Origin of the sequence: Enterococcus rotai (assembly GCF_001465345.1) — a bacterium.
In the GTDB taxonomy this organism is placed as follows: domain Bacteria; phylum Bacillota; class Bacilli; order Lactobacillales; family Enterococcaceae; genus Enterococcus_L; species Enterococcus_L rotai.
On sequence record NZ_CP013655.1, the window covers coordinates 887896 to 907102 of the forward strand.

Annotated in this window: 16 protein-coding genes; 4 read left to right on the forward strand and 12 right to left on the reverse strand. The window is 35.0% G+C overall.

The window, feature by feature from the left end; genetic code table 11:
* Position 1: 1 nt before the first annotated feature.
* The 9 genes from ATZ35_RS04220 to ATZ35_RS04260 form a co-directional block, all read right to left on the reverse strand.
* On the reverse strand, positions 2-907 hold the full coding sequence (locus ATZ35_RS04220; RefSeq protein WP_010761889.1) for an ABC transporter permease: 906 nt from the start codon (positions 905-907) through the stop codon (positions 2-4).
* Positions 908-938: 31 nt separating this feature from the next.
* Positions 939-1901, reverse strand: a complete 963-nt coding sequence (opp4B, locus tag ATZ35_RS04225) for an oligopeptide ABC transporter permease (protein ID WP_086443619.1) — start codon at positions 1899-1901, stop codon at positions 939-941.
* Entirely contained in the window at positions 1901-2845 is a 945-nt protein-coding gene (locus tag ATZ35_RS04230; protein WP_208929637.1) for an ATP-binding cassette domain-containing protein, read from the reverse strand. The genes opp4B and ATZ35_RS04230 overlap by 1 nt, the downstream gene beginning before the upstream one ends.
* Complete coding sequence (locus tag ATZ35_RS04235) at positions 2845-3852, reverse strand: ABC transporter ATP-binding protein (protein WP_244148212.1); 1008 nt, start codon at positions 3850-3852, stop codon at positions 2845-2847. The genes ATZ35_RS04230 and ATZ35_RS04235 overlap by 1 nt, the downstream gene beginning before the upstream one ends.
* 261 nt (positions 3853-4113) lie before the next feature.
* On the reverse strand, positions 4114-4353 hold the full coding sequence (gene acpP / locus ATZ35_RS04240; protein WP_010761893.1) for an acyl carrier protein: 240 nt from the start codon (positions 4351-4353) through the stop codon (positions 4114-4116).
* 143 nt (positions 4354-4496) lie between these two features.
* Positions 4497-5495, reverse strand: coding sequence for a phosphate acyltransferase PlsX (gene plsX, locus ATZ35_RS04245; RefSeq protein WP_208929639.1), 999 nt, complete (start codon positions 5493-5495; stop codon positions 4497-4499).
* A 532-nt stretch (positions 5496-6027) separates the two neighbouring features.
* Entirely contained in the window at positions 6028-8064 is a 2037-nt protein-coding gene (recG, locus tag ATZ35_RS04250) for an ATP-dependent DNA helicase RecG (RefSeq protein ID WP_208929640.1), read from the reverse strand.
* 104 nt (positions 8065-8168) lie between these two features.
* On the reverse strand, positions 8169-9842 hold the full coding sequence (locus tag ATZ35_RS04255; RefSeq protein WP_208929641.1) for a DAK2 domain-containing protein: 1674 nt from the start codon (positions 9840-9842) through the stop codon (positions 8169-8171).
* 64 nt (positions 9843-9906) lie between these two features.
* Positions 9907-10269, reverse strand: a complete 363-nt coding sequence (locus ATZ35_RS04260; RefSeq protein WP_010761897.1) for an Asp23/Gls24 family envelope stress response protein — start codon at positions 10267-10269, stop codon at positions 9907-9909.
* Between the two features lie 266 nt (positions 10270-10535).
* Here ATZ35_RS04260 and rpmB point away from each other — a divergent pair, with 266 nt between their 5' ends.
* Positions 10536-10724 carry a 50S ribosomal protein L28 gene (gene rpmB, locus ATZ35_RS04265; protein ID WP_010761898.1) on the forward strand — a complete coding sequence of 63 codons (189 nt, stop codon included), beginning with the start codon at positions 10536-10538 and terminating at the stop codon, positions 10722-10724.
* 227 nt (positions 10725-10951) lie between these two features.
* Here rpmB and ATZ35_RS04270 read toward each other — a convergent pair whose 3' ends face one another.
* From ATZ35_RS04270 to ATZ35_RS04280, 3 genes are all read right to left on the reverse strand, one after another.
* On the reverse strand, positions 10952-12178 hold the full coding sequence (locus ATZ35_RS04270) for an ABC transporter permease (protein WP_208929642.1): 1227 nt from the start codon (positions 12176-12178) through the stop codon (positions 10952-10954).
* On the reverse strand, positions 12175-13071 hold the full coding sequence (locus ATZ35_RS04275) for an ABC transporter ATP-binding protein (RefSeq protein ID WP_208929643.1): 897 nt from the start codon (positions 13069-13071) through the stop codon (positions 12175-12177). Before ATZ35_RS04275 ends, ATZ35_RS04270 begins: the two co-directional genes overlap by 4 nt.
* Before the next feature lie 254 nt (positions 13072-13325).
* Complete coding sequence (locus tag ATZ35_RS04280) at positions 13326-13688, reverse strand: DUF6483 family protein (RefSeq protein ID WP_208929644.1); 363 nt, start codon at positions 13686-13688, stop codon at positions 13326-13328.
* Positions 13689-14117: 429 nt separating this feature from the next.
* On the opposite strand from ATZ35_RS04280, the gene ATZ35_RS04285 reads away from it, so the two are divergent.
* The 3 genes from ATZ35_RS04285 to ATZ35_RS04295 are packed head-to-tail and all read left to right on the forward strand — an operon-like array spanning position 14118 to position 19204.
* A complete protein-coding gene (locus tag ATZ35_RS04285; RefSeq protein WP_208929645.1) occupies positions 14118-14300 on the forward strand; it encodes a hypothetical protein in 183 nt (60 codons plus the stop codon).
* A 51-nt stretch (positions 14301-14351) separates the two neighbouring features.
* Entirely contained in the window at positions 14352-17057 is a 2706-nt protein-coding gene (lanM, locus tag ATZ35_RS04290) for a type 2 lanthipeptide synthetase LanM (protein WP_208929646.1), read from the forward strand.
* Between the two features lie 11 nt (positions 17058-17068).
* The gene (locus ATZ35_RS04295; RefSeq protein ID WP_208929647.1) at positions 17069-19204 is read left to right on the forward strand and encodes a peptidase domain-containing ABC transporter; all 2136 of its coding nucleotides are present in this window, start codon (positions 17069-17071) and stop codon (positions 19202-19204) included.
* Positions 19205-19207: the final 3 nt, after the last annotated feature.

The following is a 19207-nucleotide window of genomic DNA, read 5'->3' on the forward strand; positions in this document are numbered from 1 at the left end:
CTTAACCTAAACGTTGTCTAGCATCTGCTGAACGTTTAAACGCTTGGCCAATATAATTTATACATAACATCATGACTAAAATCAGTACTGATGCAGGTACCCAGATCCATGTTTTATTTGCTAAAACATCGCCATTGCTGGCATATCCGATCAATGTTCCAAGACTCGGTACATTTGTCGGCAAACCAAAACCTAAGAACGTCAGTGTTGTTTCGATCCCAATATTTGCCGCAAAGTTGATTGTTAAGTTGGTGATGATCAATGAACTTAGATTCGGCATGATTTCACGAAACATGATTTTAAAATCACTTGTTCCTAACGTTTTTGAAGCACTGACATAATCTCTGCGAACTTCAGATAGCGTTTTACTTCTAAATAGCCGCGCTTTTGCGACCCAGTAAAAGGCACTCATGATTCCCACAAAAGACCAAACATTATAATTAGGAATGATCGTAACAAACACAATGATGATCATCATAATCGGTAAGATCATGATAAAGTCAACCACACGCATCACTGCATTATCAAACATTCCACCATAATAACCTGAAACAATACCAATACCTACACCGATGATCGAAGTCAGAATAGTGATGGCAAACCCAATCACAACAGAATTACGGGCACCAATAATCAGTTGCCCCAATACATCACGTCCACCTTCATCAGCACCTAGTATAAAGTTCCCACCAGGTTCGGCATATTTATCTAAAATACTAACAGTCATTACTTTGTCTTGATCGGTCAATAAAGCCCCGATAAAAACAACCAATAAAATGGCTACTAGCAACACTAGTGAGAAAATCGCTAATTTATCTTTTTTGAATTCTCTTGCGATCATTCTAAATCCCATTGGAGGGATCGTTTCTGGTACAGCAACTGCTGCATTTTCTTTATTTTTATCCATCTCGTCTCTTCCTCTCCTTAAAATTGATTTTCTATTGAACCCGAATCCTTGGATCTACAAGACTCATCACAATATCTGAAATCAGATTTCCGACAAGTGTTGCAACTCCTAAAATCAATACTAAGGCTGTGATTACTGCATAATCACGTTGTCCGATCGAGTCGATAAATAATTTCCCAATACCTGGGTAACCAAAGATTTTTTCAATAACGACTGAGCCACTGATCAACGCTGTGATTTCGTAGCTTAATTGAGAAACAATTGGTAAAGAAGCATTTCTGAAAATATGTCGCGTATAAACTTTATTGGTTGGTACCCCTTTTGAGCGAGCAGTCCGAACATAATCCAATGACTGAGAATCAATGACCTCATTTCGTAAATATTGAATCGTGATCGCTGTTCCAAGAAGTGCTTGAGAGAGTGCTGGTAAGATTAAATGATAGAATCGATCCCAAATATAAGCACCTGTCCCTGGCTCGACACCACTGGAAATCGACCCAGTTGTAGGGAACCAATCTAAACGGTAACCAAAAATGAATAGCATAACGAGTGCAAAAATAAATGGCGGTACCGCAAAACTAAAGAAATTATAGATCACTACAAATTTATCTAAAATAGAATTTTGGTAGCGTCCTGATAAAACACCTAACGGTAACGCAATAGCGTACATGATTACTACGGTTACGAGTGACAGAAGAATCGTATTTACAGCACGACTGCCGATCAATGTTGATACAGGTAATTTGAAAATGAAACTCTCACCAAAATCACCGTGAAAAACGTTTACGATCCAACGAACATATTGTGTTGTCCACGGATCATTCAGCCCAGCTGACTCACGCATTTTCTCAATAACGGCTGGATCTGTATTCGGATTGATCAATCCTGTAAAGGGATCCCCTGGCATCATTTTAGCTAACATGAAAATCAAGACGCTTAAAATCAAGATTTGAGGAATCATAAAGAGTACACGTCGTAAAATCGTCTTCCACATTAGATTGCACCTCCATCTTTTAACGCTACTTGATGTGTATCGCTGATTGTACGCAAGTCATACACACGACCATTTTGATCGTAATAGTCTTTTTGATTCTCAATATATTCTTTTTCTACTTGGCGACGCTGTGCTTTATGCTCTTCACGATGCGCAACGTCAATTTTAGGAATCGCTGATAATAAGCGTTTGGTATAAATATGTTTTGGATCTGTATAGATATCTTGGCGCGTGCCAATTTCAACAAAGCGACCTTTATACATGATCGCAATATTGTCACACATATGTTTTACTACGCCTAAGTCATGGGAAATAAATAGATAGCTCAAGCCGTATTCTTCTTGAATATTTTTCATAAAGTTCAATACTTGTGCTTGAACGGATAGATCCAAAGCAGAAACTGGTTCATCTGCAATGATCAGCTTAGGACTAGTTGCCACCGCTCTAGCAACACCTAAACGTTGACGCTGTCCGCCTGAAAATTCATGAGGGTATTTGTACAATGCATCTTCTGGCATCCCGACAATATCTAAAAGCCCTTTGACTTTTTTCTTCTCTTCTTGATCGCTTAATCGTTCAAAGTTGCGAATCGGTTCAGCAATAATATCCAATACTCGTTTCTTTGGATTCAAGCTAGACATCGAATCTTGAAAAATCATTTGAACATCTTTATTGTATTTCATCGCTTTGCGATTATGAGCTTTCGTCACATCTTGGTCTTGATATAAAATACTACCGCTAGTCACTTTCTCTAGCCCAATGATGGCTTTACCTGTGGTCGATTTCCCTGAACCAGATTCACCAACTAAACCATATGTTTTACCCTTTTCGATAATAAAATCAACACCATCCACTGCCAGCACATGATCCGTTACTCTATTAAAGAAACCACTACGGATAGGATAATGAACTTTCAAGTCTTTGATCTGAATGATTTCTGCCATTATACTTCCTCCTGATCGTCTCTAAAATGGAAATGCTGATAACATGTACAGCGGACAAAATGTCCCTCTGATACTTCATGTAAAGTTGGCTCTGCTTCATGGGCATCTTCTGATATCCAAGGAATTCTCGGCGCAAAGCGACAACCTTCTCTTGGTAATTTACTCAATGAAGGAACGACCCCTTCGATCACATGTAACTGACTGTCATCTGAATCTTCTTGCGGAATAGACTGTAACAGCGAGCGCGTGTATGGATGTTTGGGATTATTGAATAATTCTTCAGCTGTCGCAACTTCTACAAATTGCCCAGCATACATCACTGCTACCTTATCAGCCATTTCAGCTACCACACCTAAATCATGGGTAATCAAAATGATCCCTGAACCAGTTTCTTCTTGTAAGTCTTTAAGTAAGTCCAAAATTTGTGCTTGAATCGTTACATCCAATGCGGTTGTCGGTTCATCCGCAATAATAATCGCTGGTTTACACGCAATAGCGATTGCAATGATCACACGTTGTCGCATTCCTCCAGATAACTCATGAGGATATTGCTTCCCTACTCGCTCAGGATTAGGAATCCCCACTTGGGTCAATAGTTCGATCACGCGCGCTTGTTTTTGCTCCGCATTCATATCTGTATGATAGGTCAAGCTTTCTTTGATCTGATCTTCAATACGCATCAAAGGATTCAAGGCTGACAATGGATCTTGAAAGATCATGCCGATATCATTACCACGAATTTTATTATATAATTGCTCGTTAAACGTTGTTAAATTTAAATCCTTATAAAGAATTTCCCCAGTTACACGGGTATTATTGGCATCATGGAGACCAATGATCGTTGTAGCTAATGTACTCTTCCCACAACCTGATTCCCCAACGATCGCTAAGATTTCATTTTTTCCTAATTCAAATGACACATCATCAACTGCATCATAGAACTCGTCTTTGATACGAAAACCTGTATGCAGATGCTGAACGTCTAACAATTGATTACCGTCACTCACTTTAAAACACTCCTCCATATTCGGTTAAATAACTTATCACAACAGGAAAACTTATTAAAAAAACGTCATTTTTTAATAATTATTCTTCCTCTCCTCATTGTAATCGTTTTTAATAAACCCATATTCTCATTGTACTCATATTTAAGCAATTGTATATAAAATTTGTAAAAATTGCAACATTTTGGTAATGTAAATTTTTCTGAATAAACAAAAAAGTGGAACAAAACAGGATTTGTTTTGTTTCACTTTTTTCATTTCACCTTATAAGTTGTTCATAATATAATCTACAGCGGCACCTACTGTTTCAATTTGTTCTGCGTCTTCATCAGAAATTTCTGTACCAAACTCATCTTCAAGCTCTAAAACAAATTCCATTACACTAATCGAATCTGCATTCAAGTCATCTTTAATGTTTAATTGATCTGTCACTTTCTCAGCTTCAATATCAAAGTGGTTTGAGATAATCTTCGCTACTTTTTCAAGTACTTCTTCACGAGTCAACTGTATTCACCTCCACTGCTTTTGAAAAGCGCTCCTCACGATTGAGTTAAACGCTATGATACATTGTACTCACAATTGATCGATTTGTCCATCTTTTTTTGCAATAGCATTACAATGCGGTTGCAAATAGGTTGCGAAACGGCTTATTCTTTCGTTTCATAATAGCTGACTAGTTGGGGTACAACTTCTGTTTTCAACATTGTATGAATTTGGCGGATCGTATATCGAACAGCCTCTGGACCTGTCGATCCATGGGTTTTAACGACCGGTGCTTTCAAGCCAAAAAGAACTGCTCCGCCATGTTTCGAGTAATCCATTTCATCTTTCATACCGCGCAATGCATTTTTTAAAAGCAAGGCACCCATTTTTCCTTTAAACCCTTCTGCAAGGATCGATGATTTTAAAAGACCCATCATATTTAAAGCAGTACCTTCAATCGATTTCAATACCGCATTCCCTGTAAAACCATCTGTCACAACCACATCGGCTGCTCCGCTTAATAAATCTCGTGCTTCTACATTACCAATAAAATGGATGCTTTCTTCTTCTGAAAGTAGTTCAAAGGCTTTCTTCGTTAGCTCACTGCCTTTTGTTTCCTCAGAGCCGTTATTTAAAAGTGCTACACGAGGTTTGTTGATGTTTCTAACTTTTTCGGCATAAAAAGAACCCAATACAGCATATTGAACCAAGTGTTCAGGTTTGTTATCGGCATTTGCTCCTAAATCTAACATATCAAATCCACCATCTGGTTGACCGATCACTGGCAATGTTGACATCAATCCTGGACGCTCTACGTTTTTGATTCGTCCAACGATAAATAACCCAGCAGCTAGTAACGCACCCGTGTTACCTGCAGAAAAAATCGCATCCGCTTCCCCATTTTTTACTGCTTGCGCAGCTAATACCATTGAAGCTGTCTTCTTACGACGAATCGCTTTAACTGGCTCATCATCGCTATCGATTTTCTCATCCGTATGGATAATCGTAATGTTTGTTTCATCTGTTACATATTTTTTAATTTCAGGCTCTTTTCCATAAAGTAAAAACTCAATATCTGGAAAATCCTGTTTGGCCAACATCACGCCTTCAACAATAGCCTGCGGCGCATGATCGCCACCCATTGCATCTACTGCAATCTTCATAACATAGTCCCTCCTAGGTAAATTACAATAAGTAGTATAACATATCGAAAAGCGGAACGAACCGGTTAGACCTCGAACAAATTAGGAAAATGATGAAAAGATGCTCTTTATCTTTACATCATTTTATCTATTTGTTGAGAGGTCTGGTTCGTACAGCTGGATCAGTGAAAAGCGGAACAAAGCGTTTAACTCTCATGAAACCGAGTAGGTACCTTTCTACATCAATTCATTTTCATTCATTGTGTGTCAAGGCAATTAGGAATCTGACTAAGAAACGCTTTTTGTTTCATAGTCAGATTGTCTATTTTCCTTGAGAGTTGCTTTGTGCAGCTGGATCATCGAAAAGCGGAATGAGTCGCTTAGCTCTGACAGAAAAATAGGGAAGTCTATTCGTGGCGCTTTTTGTCACTAATAGACTTCATCTTTTTTCCGAAGAGCTGACTCATGCAGCTAGATCACGAAAAGCGGAATAAGTCGCTTAGCTCTGGCAGAAAATTTGAACGAAAAGCAAAGCCTGATTCCCAACAACTTATCAATCAAAAAACTGCTGCTCGCCATCATCTGGCTTGATCTTCTCAGCAACCCCTCGATACTCTGGCAAAATCCACCACTGCTCCTTTTTCCAAATAACACTAGCTTCTTGACGAGCAACTTCAAGAATATTGAAGTCCGTCACAATATCTCCCACAGCAAATTGTGGAACACCAGATTGTCTAGCGCCGAATACTTCTCCTGGCCCTCTTAATTCCAAATCTTTTTCACTTAACACAAAGCCGTTATTCGTTTCTGTCATGATTTTCATCCGCTCTACGCCCATTTCATTTTTAGGGTTAGCAACTAAAATACAATATGACGCATCTGATCCCCGGCCAACACGTCCACGAAGTTGATGTAATTGGGCTAACCCAAAACGATCAGCATCCATGATTAGCATCACCGTGGCATTAGGAACATTAACCCCAACTTCAATTACAGTTGTCGAAACTAAGAGCTGAAGATTATTTTCTTTAAACTCCTGCATGATTGCTTCTTTTTCTTGGTTTTTCATTTTACCATGAAGTAAACCAACTTGATAAGTAGGATTGAAAAAAGCAGACATATGTTCAAAAATTTCTGTGGCATTTTTAACATCTAGTGCTTCAGACTCTTCAATCAGCGGACAGATTACATATGCTTGATGCCCACGAGCCAATTCTTTTTCCATCCATTCTAAAACCGTATCTAATTGTGGCGGACGAATCCAACGAGTTTCTATCGGAATCCGACCAGCAGGCATTTCATCAATGATCGAGACATCCATCTCACCAAAAGCTGTGATAGCTAACGTTCTCGGAATCGGTGTTGCTGTCATAAATAACACATCTGGTTTCATGCCTTTTTCTCTTAGGATCCGACGTTGATTCACCCCGAATCGATGTTGTTCATCGGTGATCACTAAGCCTAAGCGATGAAATAAAACGTCTTCTTGGATCAATGCGTGAGTACCAATGATAATATCGATCTCACCTGTTGCTAATTGTTCAAGGATCTCTCGACGCTCTTTAGTTTTTGTCGAGCCTGTCAAAAGCGCTGTCCGGACTTCTAAGGGATCATAGAGTTGTTGTAAGCTTTCCATATGTTGTTGCGCTAAAATTTCTGTTGGCACCATTAAAGCCCCTTGAAACCCAGCTGTCATCGTGGCATACAACGCTATAGCTGCTACAACTGTTTTACCACTTCCGACATCCCCTTGTAGTAAACGCTGCATATGATTTAGACTCATTAAATCCCGACAAATTTCATTCGTTACTTTTTTTTGGGCTGAGGTCAATTCAAACGGCAATTTCTGAGTAAATGATTTTAGACGATCCACATCATATTGGATGGCGAGACCATTTTGTTCCGCTTTTTCCTGTCTTTTCAACCCTTGCATTTTTAATTGGAACAGGAAGAACTCTTCAAAAACTACTCGTCGTTTTGCTTGATGACTTTCTTCGGGATCACTTGGAAAATGCATAGCAAACATCGCTTCTTTTCTTGGCATTAAACGATATTTCTCCAATAACTCTTTTGGTAGAATTTCTTGAATAAGGTCGCCATATTTTTCAAATCCCACACGAATCAACTGAATCAAACTACTTTGCCGGACTTTTTTATTTACATGATAAATTGGCGCAAAGTCTTCTCCATCATTTTTAGCGGCTAAGATTTTCATGCCGTTCAATGATTTTCGTTTAGCATCCCATTTACCATATACTGCAATTTCTTCGGACATCACGATTTTATCTTTTAAATAAGGCTGGTTAAAGAAGGAAACGTTAATCACAGCATGGTCTTGCATCATCCGAAACATCATTCGACTTTTTTTGTAGCCATAGCGACTCACAACCGGTTCTGATACTACCAATCCTTTTAGAGTGACTTTCTCTTGGTCTTGAATTTCATTTAATTCTTTTTCTTGGATGTCATCATAGCGAAACGGATAATACGACAATAAGTCTTCTATTGTTTGGATACCTAGTTCTTTTAAGTTCTCTGCACGTTTTGGACCAACTCCTGGTAACACACCAATGTCATCTGACAAGTCCATCGATTTCCCTCCTCTCATCTGTTAAATACAACTATTATTGGTATTTTTTTTATTTTATATAGAAAAAGCCAAACAACTAGTGTCTGGCTTCGATAAGTCATCTATTATTCAGCTGAAAATAGGTATGGGTAAACTGGTTGCCCACCTTCATGAAGTTCTGTTTCTAGATCTTCATATTCAGCAGTCAATGCTTCTACAAATTTTTCAGCTTCTTTCATTGTACCTTCTTCACCCACAATGATCGTGACGATTTCTGTCTCTTCATCAATCATGCGTTTTAGAGTATCCAATGATGCTTTAAACATATCTGGTTCAGAAACGACGATTTTACCGTCGATCATTCCTAGATAGTCGTCTTTTTTGATTTCAACATTATCGATCGTTGTATCACGTACAGCTGTTGTTACCTGCCCGCTGACTACACTTTCGATCATTTCTGTCATCGTTGTTTTATTTTCTTCTAGAGTTTGTTGATCATTGAAAGCAAGCATTGCTGTCATTCCTTGAGAGATTGTTTTTGTTGGTACAACCGCTACTGGAATGTCTGCTACTTCTGCTGCTTGATCAGCTGCCATGAAGATATTTTTATTGTTAGGTAAGATAATAACTTGATCAGCATTGACTTCTTTAACAGCTTTCAAAATATCTTCAGTACTAGGATTCATTGTTTGCCCACCGCTGATGATGTAGCTTGCGCCAAGACTACGGAATAATGCTTGCACACCTTCACCCGCTGCAATTGCAATCACTGCAAATGGCACACGTGGTTTTTGAGCAACCGCTGCTTTGGCATCGTGTTCAACTAATGTTTCATGCTGTAAACGCATGTTATCAACTTTGATTTTCACTAATGAACCGAATTTTTGTCCGTAGTTCATCACTTCACCTGGATGTTCTGTATGGACGTGAACTTTAATGATTTCATCGTCATTTACAACCAGTAGAGAATCCCCTAATTCATTTAAATAGTTTCTGAATGTTTCATAATCGAAGTCGCTGTCTACAGTTGGACCTTCACCGATTTGAACCATAATTTCTGTACAATAACCGAATTTGATATCTTCAGTTGCAACATGTCCACTCACACCACGATGATGTTCAGCATTGACCATTTCATCCATTTCGCCAGGACTTGGCTCATAAACTTCTGTTGCTAAAAATTCACCCGACAAAGCTTCTAAGAAGCCTTCATAGATAAATAACAAGCCTTGACCGCCACTATCGACCACGCCGACTTCTTTTAAGACAGGTAAAAGATCAGGCGTTTTGGCTAAAGCACGTTTAGCACCTTTCACAACGGCTTCCATCACTTCAATACAGTCATCGGTTTCTTTCGCTTTACGTTCACCCGAACGAGCAGCTTCACGGGAAACAGTCAAAATTGTTCCTTCTACTGGTTTCATTACTGCTTTATAGGCAGTCTCAACACCATGAGTAAATGCTGCGGCTAAATCTTTTGCGTTTAACGTCACAACATCTGGAATTTGTTTAGAAAAACCACGGAATAATTGTGATAAGATAACACCAGAATTTCCTCTAGCGCCCATCAATAATCCTTTTGAAAGAATCGTTGTTAATTCTCCGACTTTCTCAGAACGAGAATCGGCCACAGCTTTCGCTCCGCTCGTCATAGATAAGTTCATATTTGTTCCTGTATCACCATCGGGTACAGGGAAAACGTTCAATGAGTTGACATACTCTGCATTTACATGCAAACGACTCGCACCTGCCTGAACCATCTCTTGGAACTGACTTGCACTGATTTCTGTTACATTCACCTAAAAAATCCTCCTTTGAGATTCCTGCAAATAGATGATAGTCATCTATTTAACAGCTGGCTACCTAGTCAGGCAACACACGAACACCTTGCACAAATACGTTGACCGAATTAGCAGTTACGCCAAGTAGTGTTTCAAGGTTATATTTTACTTTTTCTTGTACATTACGAGAAACTTCAGAAATTTTTGTTCCATAACTTACAATAGTATATACGTCGACCGCAACGCCATTTTCTTCTTGACGTACGACAACACCTTTAGAATAATTTTCTTTACGCAAAATGCCATTTAAATTATCTTTGATTTGGTTTTTACTAGCCATACCGACGATTCCGTAGATATCTGTCGCAGCACCGCCAACGACCGTGGCAATAACCTCATTGGTAATCTCAATGGTGCCTGCTGGTGTTTTGATTTTTACAGCCATTGATGAAAGCCTCCTTAAAGAGCACAATTGCCCTATTTTCTTCTATAATATTTTAACATAGCCGTACCTCAATGAAAAGGAACTTATCTAGATAATTATAGAGCGTCTCATCTATTTTACCAATAATTGTATAATTTACATCGTTTGTGTGAAAATGTCAAACTGATTTGAAAATCTTCTTGCAAAAAACTGCTTTCTATGATAAATTAAGTTAGTATGAGCTGAAAACTATCGCTCCGAGATCAAAGCAAAGGAGGAAACTAAAAATGGCAAAAGTATGTTATTTTACTGGTCGTAAGACAAGCAGCGGCAACAACCGCTCACATGCAATGAACGCTACTAAACGTACTGTTAAACCTAACTTGCAAAAAGTTCGTGTATTAATAGACGGTAAACCTAAAAAAGTTTGGGTGTCAACTCGTGCTTTGAAATCTGGTAAAATCGAGCGTGTTTAATAGAATAATGAAATAATTTGGCAATTTTGCCTCAATATTGTAAAAACTGTATCAACTGAGTTGTTAAATACCCAGTTGATACAGTTTTTCTTGTATACTCTCTTACTGACGCTAAACCAAAGCTTTAGTTATGGAGCTCATTCCAACACAGAAAAATAACAGATAAAACATTCTACTTACGCTGAGCAACATCTATCAAATTTAGTAACGAAACTAGTTTTTTAAATTCAAGAATAGTGTTTTCCTGATTTAAATGCCTTTTTTAAAGTATTTATAGACTTATCTCCATTGTACATAAATACACCACCCTGGTACACACTCTTACCTAATAACGCTAGAATCACTGTAAATCCAACATTAATTAGCATGGCAATAACAAATGCAACCATTGTTACATCTCCTAATATGTATCTTGCATACATAATAATCGGGGATAGAAATGGTAAATAAGATGAAATTACGATCACTTGATTGTTCTCATCTCCAGTCATCATAATAACTACCATAAATAGGGCAATAAATAGAGGGATAATTAAAATATACATCAGTTGCTGAACTTCCTGTACTGAAGACACCAATGAACCTAGAATCGCCGCTGATACGGAATAAATTAAGTACCCTAATATGAAGCAAATAATAGCTAAAATGACTGCTTGGTTATTTTTACCCTCACTTAAAAACTTGAATATTCCACTACTATCTCTGAAAACTTTATAGGAAGCATAGGCGGAAATTCCAAGTACTGCACCTTGCGTTAATCCTAGTAAACCAATCCCCACAATCTTTCCTACTAAATGCTGAACAGGAGTAATCGTTGTCAATAAAATTTCCATCACTCTTGAACTTTTCTCTACAGCAATGTCTTGAGCAACCATTGTAGAATATAGCATAACTGCTATATAAAGGATTAATCCAACAATATAAACTAAGTAGACTGTCTGATTAAAACTACTGGAATCTCTATCTAATGATTCTAACGGTAAAACATCCCTTTCTTTTAAAAATTGCTTTTGCTTCTCATCTAAATTCAATTTTTCTACTTTAATTTCTTGATTTAAAAATGTAACTAATTTCTGTAACTGTTCAGAGATACCATACACGGCAACCCCTTGATAATAAATTTTACCTTGGTATAGTCCAACATTATTTTTGTCAATAGTTAAGATTGTTTTACTATCAACATGTTTCATCTCTTTTTTTGCTTCTCCTAACGTATTGCCACTTTTGATAAAATTAACATCAGATTCACTTCCAACGTTTTGTAGCATGGGAATAATTTGCTGGTCTTTTGATACAACGATAACATTCTCTTTATTTGTAGACTTTTTGAAAACCGCTTCATAATTCATCCCAAAAAAAGTTCCAAAAAATATCACCAATAGCATAATAATAAATACCTTTGACTCTACTTTTTGTTTGTAGGTTTCAAGAGCAATCGTTAACATATTACTCATGTTTTTTCACCCATCTTTTCTAAAAATATCTCATTGAGAGAGACTGCTTCAATTTTAAATTGTTGAATATTTTCAGATTGGAAAATAAATTTCTGAATTTTTTTTGCAATATATTTATCTTTCGTGTAAAAAGTAATAATATTATCTTTTTCCTGATAAGACTCAATACCAAACTTTCTCTTTAAGTTCTCTCTTTCAAAATCTGCCTGAATCGTAACTTTCCTTTTCTTTATACCATCCTTGATATCCCCCAAATTGCCACTAAGAATAACTTCTCCTTTTTTTATCATGCAAATATTTTCGCAAAGTTCTTCTACATTTGTCATTTGGTGAGAGCTGAAGATAATTGTTGATCCGCTTCCTTTTAAAAAAAGAATAGCTTTTTTCAATTGACTAGTATTTATAGGGTCTAGACCAGAAAATGGTTCATCTAGTATAATCAATTCTGGATTATGAATTACTGAAGCAATAAACTGAATTTTTTGTTGATTACCTTTTGACAGTTCACTGATTTTTCGATTCAAGTTTTCTCTAATTTCAAAAAAATCCAACCAAAATTCAATACTCTTTGTCACTTCTTTTTTGCTCATTTTATGTAATTTTCCGAAAAAAAATAATTGTTGCTTGACTGTTCTTTTTGGATAAAGCCCTCTCTCTTCCGGAAGATATCCCACTATGGTAGGATCAAACTGATTAATTAAACTCCCTTTCCACATAATAGTTCCTTCATCAGGTGTATATATGCCTATAATATGTCGGAATATTGTCGTTTTCCCTGCGCCATTAGTACCTAACATCCCATAAATCGCACCTTCTGGAATGGTTAAATCAATCCCTTTTAATATTTGATATTCATTCATTGATTTCTTTAAATGTCTAATTGCTAAACTCATTCACTGTACTCCTTTCTGCTAGACAATTTTGTTTCTACAGCCTGCAATTATTTATTCTTGTAAATCACTTCGCTAAAACCAAAAAAATAAGAACAGAAGTGTGGAAGATACCAAGACAAAAGCATTCAGCAACGAGAAAATAAGAAGGAATTCACGAAAATTACTTTTCAATTTTTTGTGAATGTCAGCTTATTTTTAGAGGAGCTACTTTTGTCTCGCCATTTATTCGAATTTAGAATATAATTCTAAATTCGTTACTTATGATTTTGATCAAAAAAATTATACTTTTTCATAGCAACATCTAATACCGAAAGTCCACCTTTAGCTAAGTTTGTATCCGATAAATGCATAAGTCTATCAAAAAACCATTCCCCCAGCGAATATACCTCTTCTCTATCCTCGCTTTCAAATAAATTGTAAAGTATAGCTTCCGCTTTAGCAAAGTCAGATATCAGTATATAGCTTTCTATTTCCTTTTTTGAACTAGATAAAGAAGTGGTATACACATCTTCTTTTACTAATTCAGTATTTTCACTTTCATTTTGTCCTAATAATTTATTAACTCCTTGAGCAAGCCCTTTCAATTGGTACGAAATAAAGTCATTGTAATTATTCATCAAAATCTCCTTTCATTATCCACTAGTATTAAAAGCATCTACATCATAACTTAGCAATAAAGTGAATACCTCTCTACTGGTTCCAGTAAGCAGCGTTTATTCTCACTATAAATATTATAAGACTTCCTTGAACAAGTTAACGTTGCTATTATTTTAACTCATAGCTAAATCTCTATCAAACATAATCGTAATCATTAACTAACATAAAGTCAATCAATTTTTTCTTAAAAATTAGAAATTAATTAAACCTGCAAAAACAGAATCAGTATGATTTAATTTAGCAAAAGACTAATTAATATATTTTTTTGATTGATAAACACCTCAAAAAAACGTTTACATCAAAATCACATTATGATATCATGAAATTAGTTCCGACATTTTGTTTAAATAAATTTAGGGACAAAATCATCTTTAAAGGAGGTGCCTAACATGGAGAACACAAGCTATGAAATGTGCAAAGAATTGAATTTAGATGAGCTATCTAAACTTTCAGCAGTTGGTGGTCAAGACGCAAGTGCTGAAACATACGGTGCAGGCGGCGCTATTGTCATTTCTGTCACAGTAATACTTTATACAATTGGTCGTACAATGACTGCTGCTGGTCTTTGTTAAAACTTGAGCAAGGATGCCAAGCGTCCTTGCTTTTTCAGGAGGTTGTTAAATATGTTACAGTCAAAAATAGTTTTTTTTAATAACGTTGCGAAGAAATTGCTTGACAATATTGCTACCACAAATTCTATGGATATACAAACTGAATATCCATATGTTAAAAATTCTCTAAAAAACATTATATTGGAACAAGGTTTAGAATGTATTATAAATGAATATCAAGAATTAAACGCCTTGGGGAAACTCCATGGAGAGACCATTGAACATAGGTGTGAAGAATTCCTTACATATTTTGATGATTTTCAAAATATAGCATTTTTTTTCAAAAAATATACAGTTTTACATGAACGTATTATAAATGAACTGGACCTTTATTTATGTTACATTGAGGAAATCTATAACTATTTTCAAAAAGACAAACTATTTATTCATGAACACTTTGTAGGAAAATTCGATGACATCTCAAACATTGAATTATCTATGGGAGACAAACATCAAGACAAATCTGTAGCTATAGTGATGTTTAAAAGTGGGGATAAGCTTATATTTAAGCCTAGGGATGGAGAAACAGATCTATTATTTAAAGAAATCACTAATTTAGTAAATAAAGACGTAGCTAACAAAATAGAGACAACGTTAGTTCTCTCTAGAGAAAACTACTCTTGGCATGAATTTATACAACATTCCCATTGTCACTCAGTTCAAGATGTAGAGACATTCTATGAAAAGTGTGGAATCGCTTTATCTATTTTTTATATCCTTGGAACGAGCGACTTGCATTTTGAAAATATGATCTCTAAAGGAAATAATCCCTATTTTATTGATATGGAAACGATTTTCACTGGACAGCGGTCTGACAGATATAAAGCAGTAGGCAACAAAGATATTGCGGACAGTGTTTTAGCAACGTCGTTATTACCCATCACAGATGGTGATGACGGGTTAGATGTTAATGTAAGTGCTCTCTTTACTGAGACTACACCTTCAAAAAAAATGCAAACATACGAAATCATTAACCATCCTACATTAGATTTTGTATTCAGAAAAGTTAATTATAGTTTTTCTCCTGAAAAAAATTTGGTAGTGTTGAATGGTAAATTAGAAAATTCGGCTAAGTATGCTAACAATTTGATAGTAGGATTTTCGACAGGATGTAAAAGTATATTACAAAATAAGAAAGATTTTACAGATTTATTAAACAAGTATACCTATAAAAATAATAAATTTAGGCAAGTTGTTAGACCAACATACATATATGGTAAGTTTTTAGATTCTGTCAAACATCCAAAAGTGATGCAAAGCAAACAAGCCTATAATGCTGTATTTGATATATTAGTTCAGAATTTCATTCCAAGTGAATCTGGTTATTTAAGGGTCGAAAAAGAAGTAGAAGATTTAAAAAACGGTAATGTTCCATATTTTTATGGCACTTTTAATACGAGACATTTATATAGCTCTGATAAGATAATCTGTGAGAATTATTTTATCGCCCCACCATCTGAACAAGTTTTTAATAAAATCCAGAGTTTTTCTGAAGTAGATATTGACTATCAAATCAGATTTATTAGGATGTCAATTGCTACAATATTAAATCCTGAAGATAACTTAAACGTACTTTGTGAAGGGTCGAAAAATAGAATAAATAGAAACTCGATTGTATCTAATTTACAGGATTATTTTCTTAATCTGGAAAGGAACACTGTATACATTAATGATGTTGGAGCTACCATGTACGGAATATCATTATTAGATGGAAACAAATTCAAATTGAAAAGAGTCGGCTTTGATTTCTATCATTCTATTGGCACGATTTTAGCAATGGCCTATTATGGGAATAAATATGATGAAACCTTTTTGGCGTTATCTGAAAAATACACTTTGACTTTAAATGAAGATTTCGAGCGATTGACTCAAGAACGTGAAGATGCACCAGTTAATTATTCAGTGTACAACGGAATTTCTGGGTTATTATTTTTAAACATCTCACTCTACCAATTAACAAAGAATATAGATTATTTACAACATACTAAAAAAATCATTAATTATATTAATAATTTTGAGTCCATAAAAAAAATGGAAAATGAATTTTTTAATGGATTATCTGGCATATGCCTGTTACTCAGTAACTTGTATAAATTAAACATAGATTATGAAGTTAATAATTTGATTCAACAATTCATGAAAATTGTTAGTCAACGTGACTTTAATGTAACAGATATTGAAAACAGTTCTTTAGCACATGGAGAGTTAGGCTACCTAGTTGGAAAAATAGCAATAAATAGAGTACTCCACGATCCAAAAGTTGATTTAATTCTAAAAAATAAAGTTTTTGAAATCCTTAGCAATACAGAGCAGAACTTAAAAAAGTATGGGTGGTGTAACGGTAATTCTGGCTTGATTACCATACTTGCTTTTGTCGCTAAAGACTTAAAACAAAATGATTCCCTTTATCATAAAATAATTGAATATTTTCAATCGTTTATAGTTCTAGTAGTTGATGATTTCGAGGATATCAGTTTATGTCACGGAAGTTATGGCTTTCTTGATGCTTTGCTAACTGTTAATAGATTTATTGATGTTAATTCAAAAATTTCTAGTGTTATTAGTCAATTATACATTAATAATCTTCGAAATTTCAGGTTTGTTAAGGATAGTGATGCAGATTTTGAATCATTTATGCTTGGAAGCGGCGGTGTAGCATACACTTATTTAAGATATTTACACAATGATCTTCCATCAATTATGAATTTAGAAATTTGAGAGGTGCTTTTATGAAAAAGATTAAATTATCTAAACAAACTGCTGAAAACGAATGTGGGTTATGTTGCATTAGTATGCTTGCAACGTACTATAAAAAGGAAGAACCTCTAAGCTATTATCGAAACTTGTTTAACACAGGAAGAGATGGAATGACCTTAGCTGATTTGTTTCGTGTAATCAAAACTATTGGAATTGAGCCTAAAGCCTATCAAACTAAAAATCTCATTGACTTGCCTGAACAAAGAGAACCTTTTATACTTTATATGAAAAATAATCACTTTGTTGTAGCTATTTTTAATAAGAAAAAAAAGGGAAGAAAAATAGATGTTTATGATCCTGCTAAAGGACTACGACTAATGTCATTATATGACTTAAACGCTGAATTTGCAGGAATTGCACTCACAGGAATCCCCACCCCAGAGTTTAACAAAACTTCAAAGAAGATTCGAGAATTTAGACATATAAATAAAATAGTGCTGTCTCTATTGCCTTTGTTGCTTTTGGTAACGGGATTTTCTCTTATAGCTTACTTGGTGTCAGTATTTATACCTCTAATTTTAAGAACCACAATAGATAATTTATTTTCAAGTCGAATCATACATTTTGGAGAGATCAGTTTCACGGTGTTTGCACTAACACTATTTTTTCTAATTATTTCACTAATCAAAAACAAAATATCTATTTTACTCCAAGAAAAATTATATACAAATATATCCTATAAAGTAATACATCACTTATTTAAGATAAATTATTCTTTTTTTGACAATAGATCGCCTGGAAACATAATGTTTCGCTTGAGCTTGTTGACAAACATTCAAGATGTAATATCTGAAAGTATGACAAAACTTGTTGTATCATTTACCTCAATTTTTGTAATACTAAGTTATTTAGTCCTAAACTACCATAGTATTCTTCCTTTGCTACTGATTATTATTTTTATTATAGGTTTAGCTTCGTACAAAAGAAGCCAAAAAATTTTAATTCAGAAGGAAAAGGAGCTAGGAGAAAAGGATAAACTCGATAGTCTTTTAAATGAGATTGTCAATAATATGTTTCAAATTAGATGCTTAAATTTGGAATCATACTTTCAGAAAAATTATATTGCAGGCTTCTTTTCCTTTATAAACGAGTATAAAAAATCTCAAAGAAAAATTCAAAATTCAAACACTGTAGTTAATGCTCTGGTTATGTTTCTCCCCATATACTTTGTATTATTTTTAATATCACCATTTTCACCTTACCAACTTAGTATTGGGACTCTATTTGCATTATACAGCATTAGTACCACTCTTTTTACTCAAGTATTCTCAGCTACTACAGACATTATGTCAATAAAAGTAATGAAAGCATCATTGTTTTATTTAAACGATTTACTAGATGAGTATGGACCTGAAAAAATTATTACTCAAAGAATAAATGAGTTTGAAAGTTTAACAATGCAGGATGTTTCCTTTAAGTACAATGATACTAGTGAACCAGCATTGGTTGCTATAAATATAAATGTAAACAAAGGTGAAAAAGTTTCCATAGTAGGTTCTTCCGGCAGTGGTAAAACTACATTAGTAAAATTACTAGCCAACTTGTACAGACCTGAAAGTGGAAAAATCATATTTAACGGAATAGATAACAATGCAATCAATAGCGATAGTTTTAAAGACATAGTCAGTGTTGTCCCGCAAAACTCCGTATACTTTAACAAAAGTATTTATAAAAACATTACACTCGATGATGACACTATAAATGAAGTAGATGTTTTAAGCGCTTTAGAAACTGCTAATTTACTAAACGAAGTCATATCGTTACCTATGGGAATTCACACAATTATTTCTGGGCAAGGTGGGAACTTTTCTGGTGGACAATTACAAAGACTTTCTATTGCAAGGGCATTAGTCAGAAATCCACAATTATTAATTCTTGATGAAGCAACCAGTTCTTTAGATACAGAAAATGAGAATAAAATTTTTTTAAATTTAAAAAAGAAAAAAATTTCACTATTGACAATTTCTCATAGATTATCAACAGTAAAAGATTCAGACAAAATAATTTGTTTAGAACATGGCAGAGTAATTGAGACAGGAAATCATAAAGAACTACTCAACAAACATGGTTACTATTCAAATCTTTGTAAGCAAGTAGAAATGAGGTGAGAA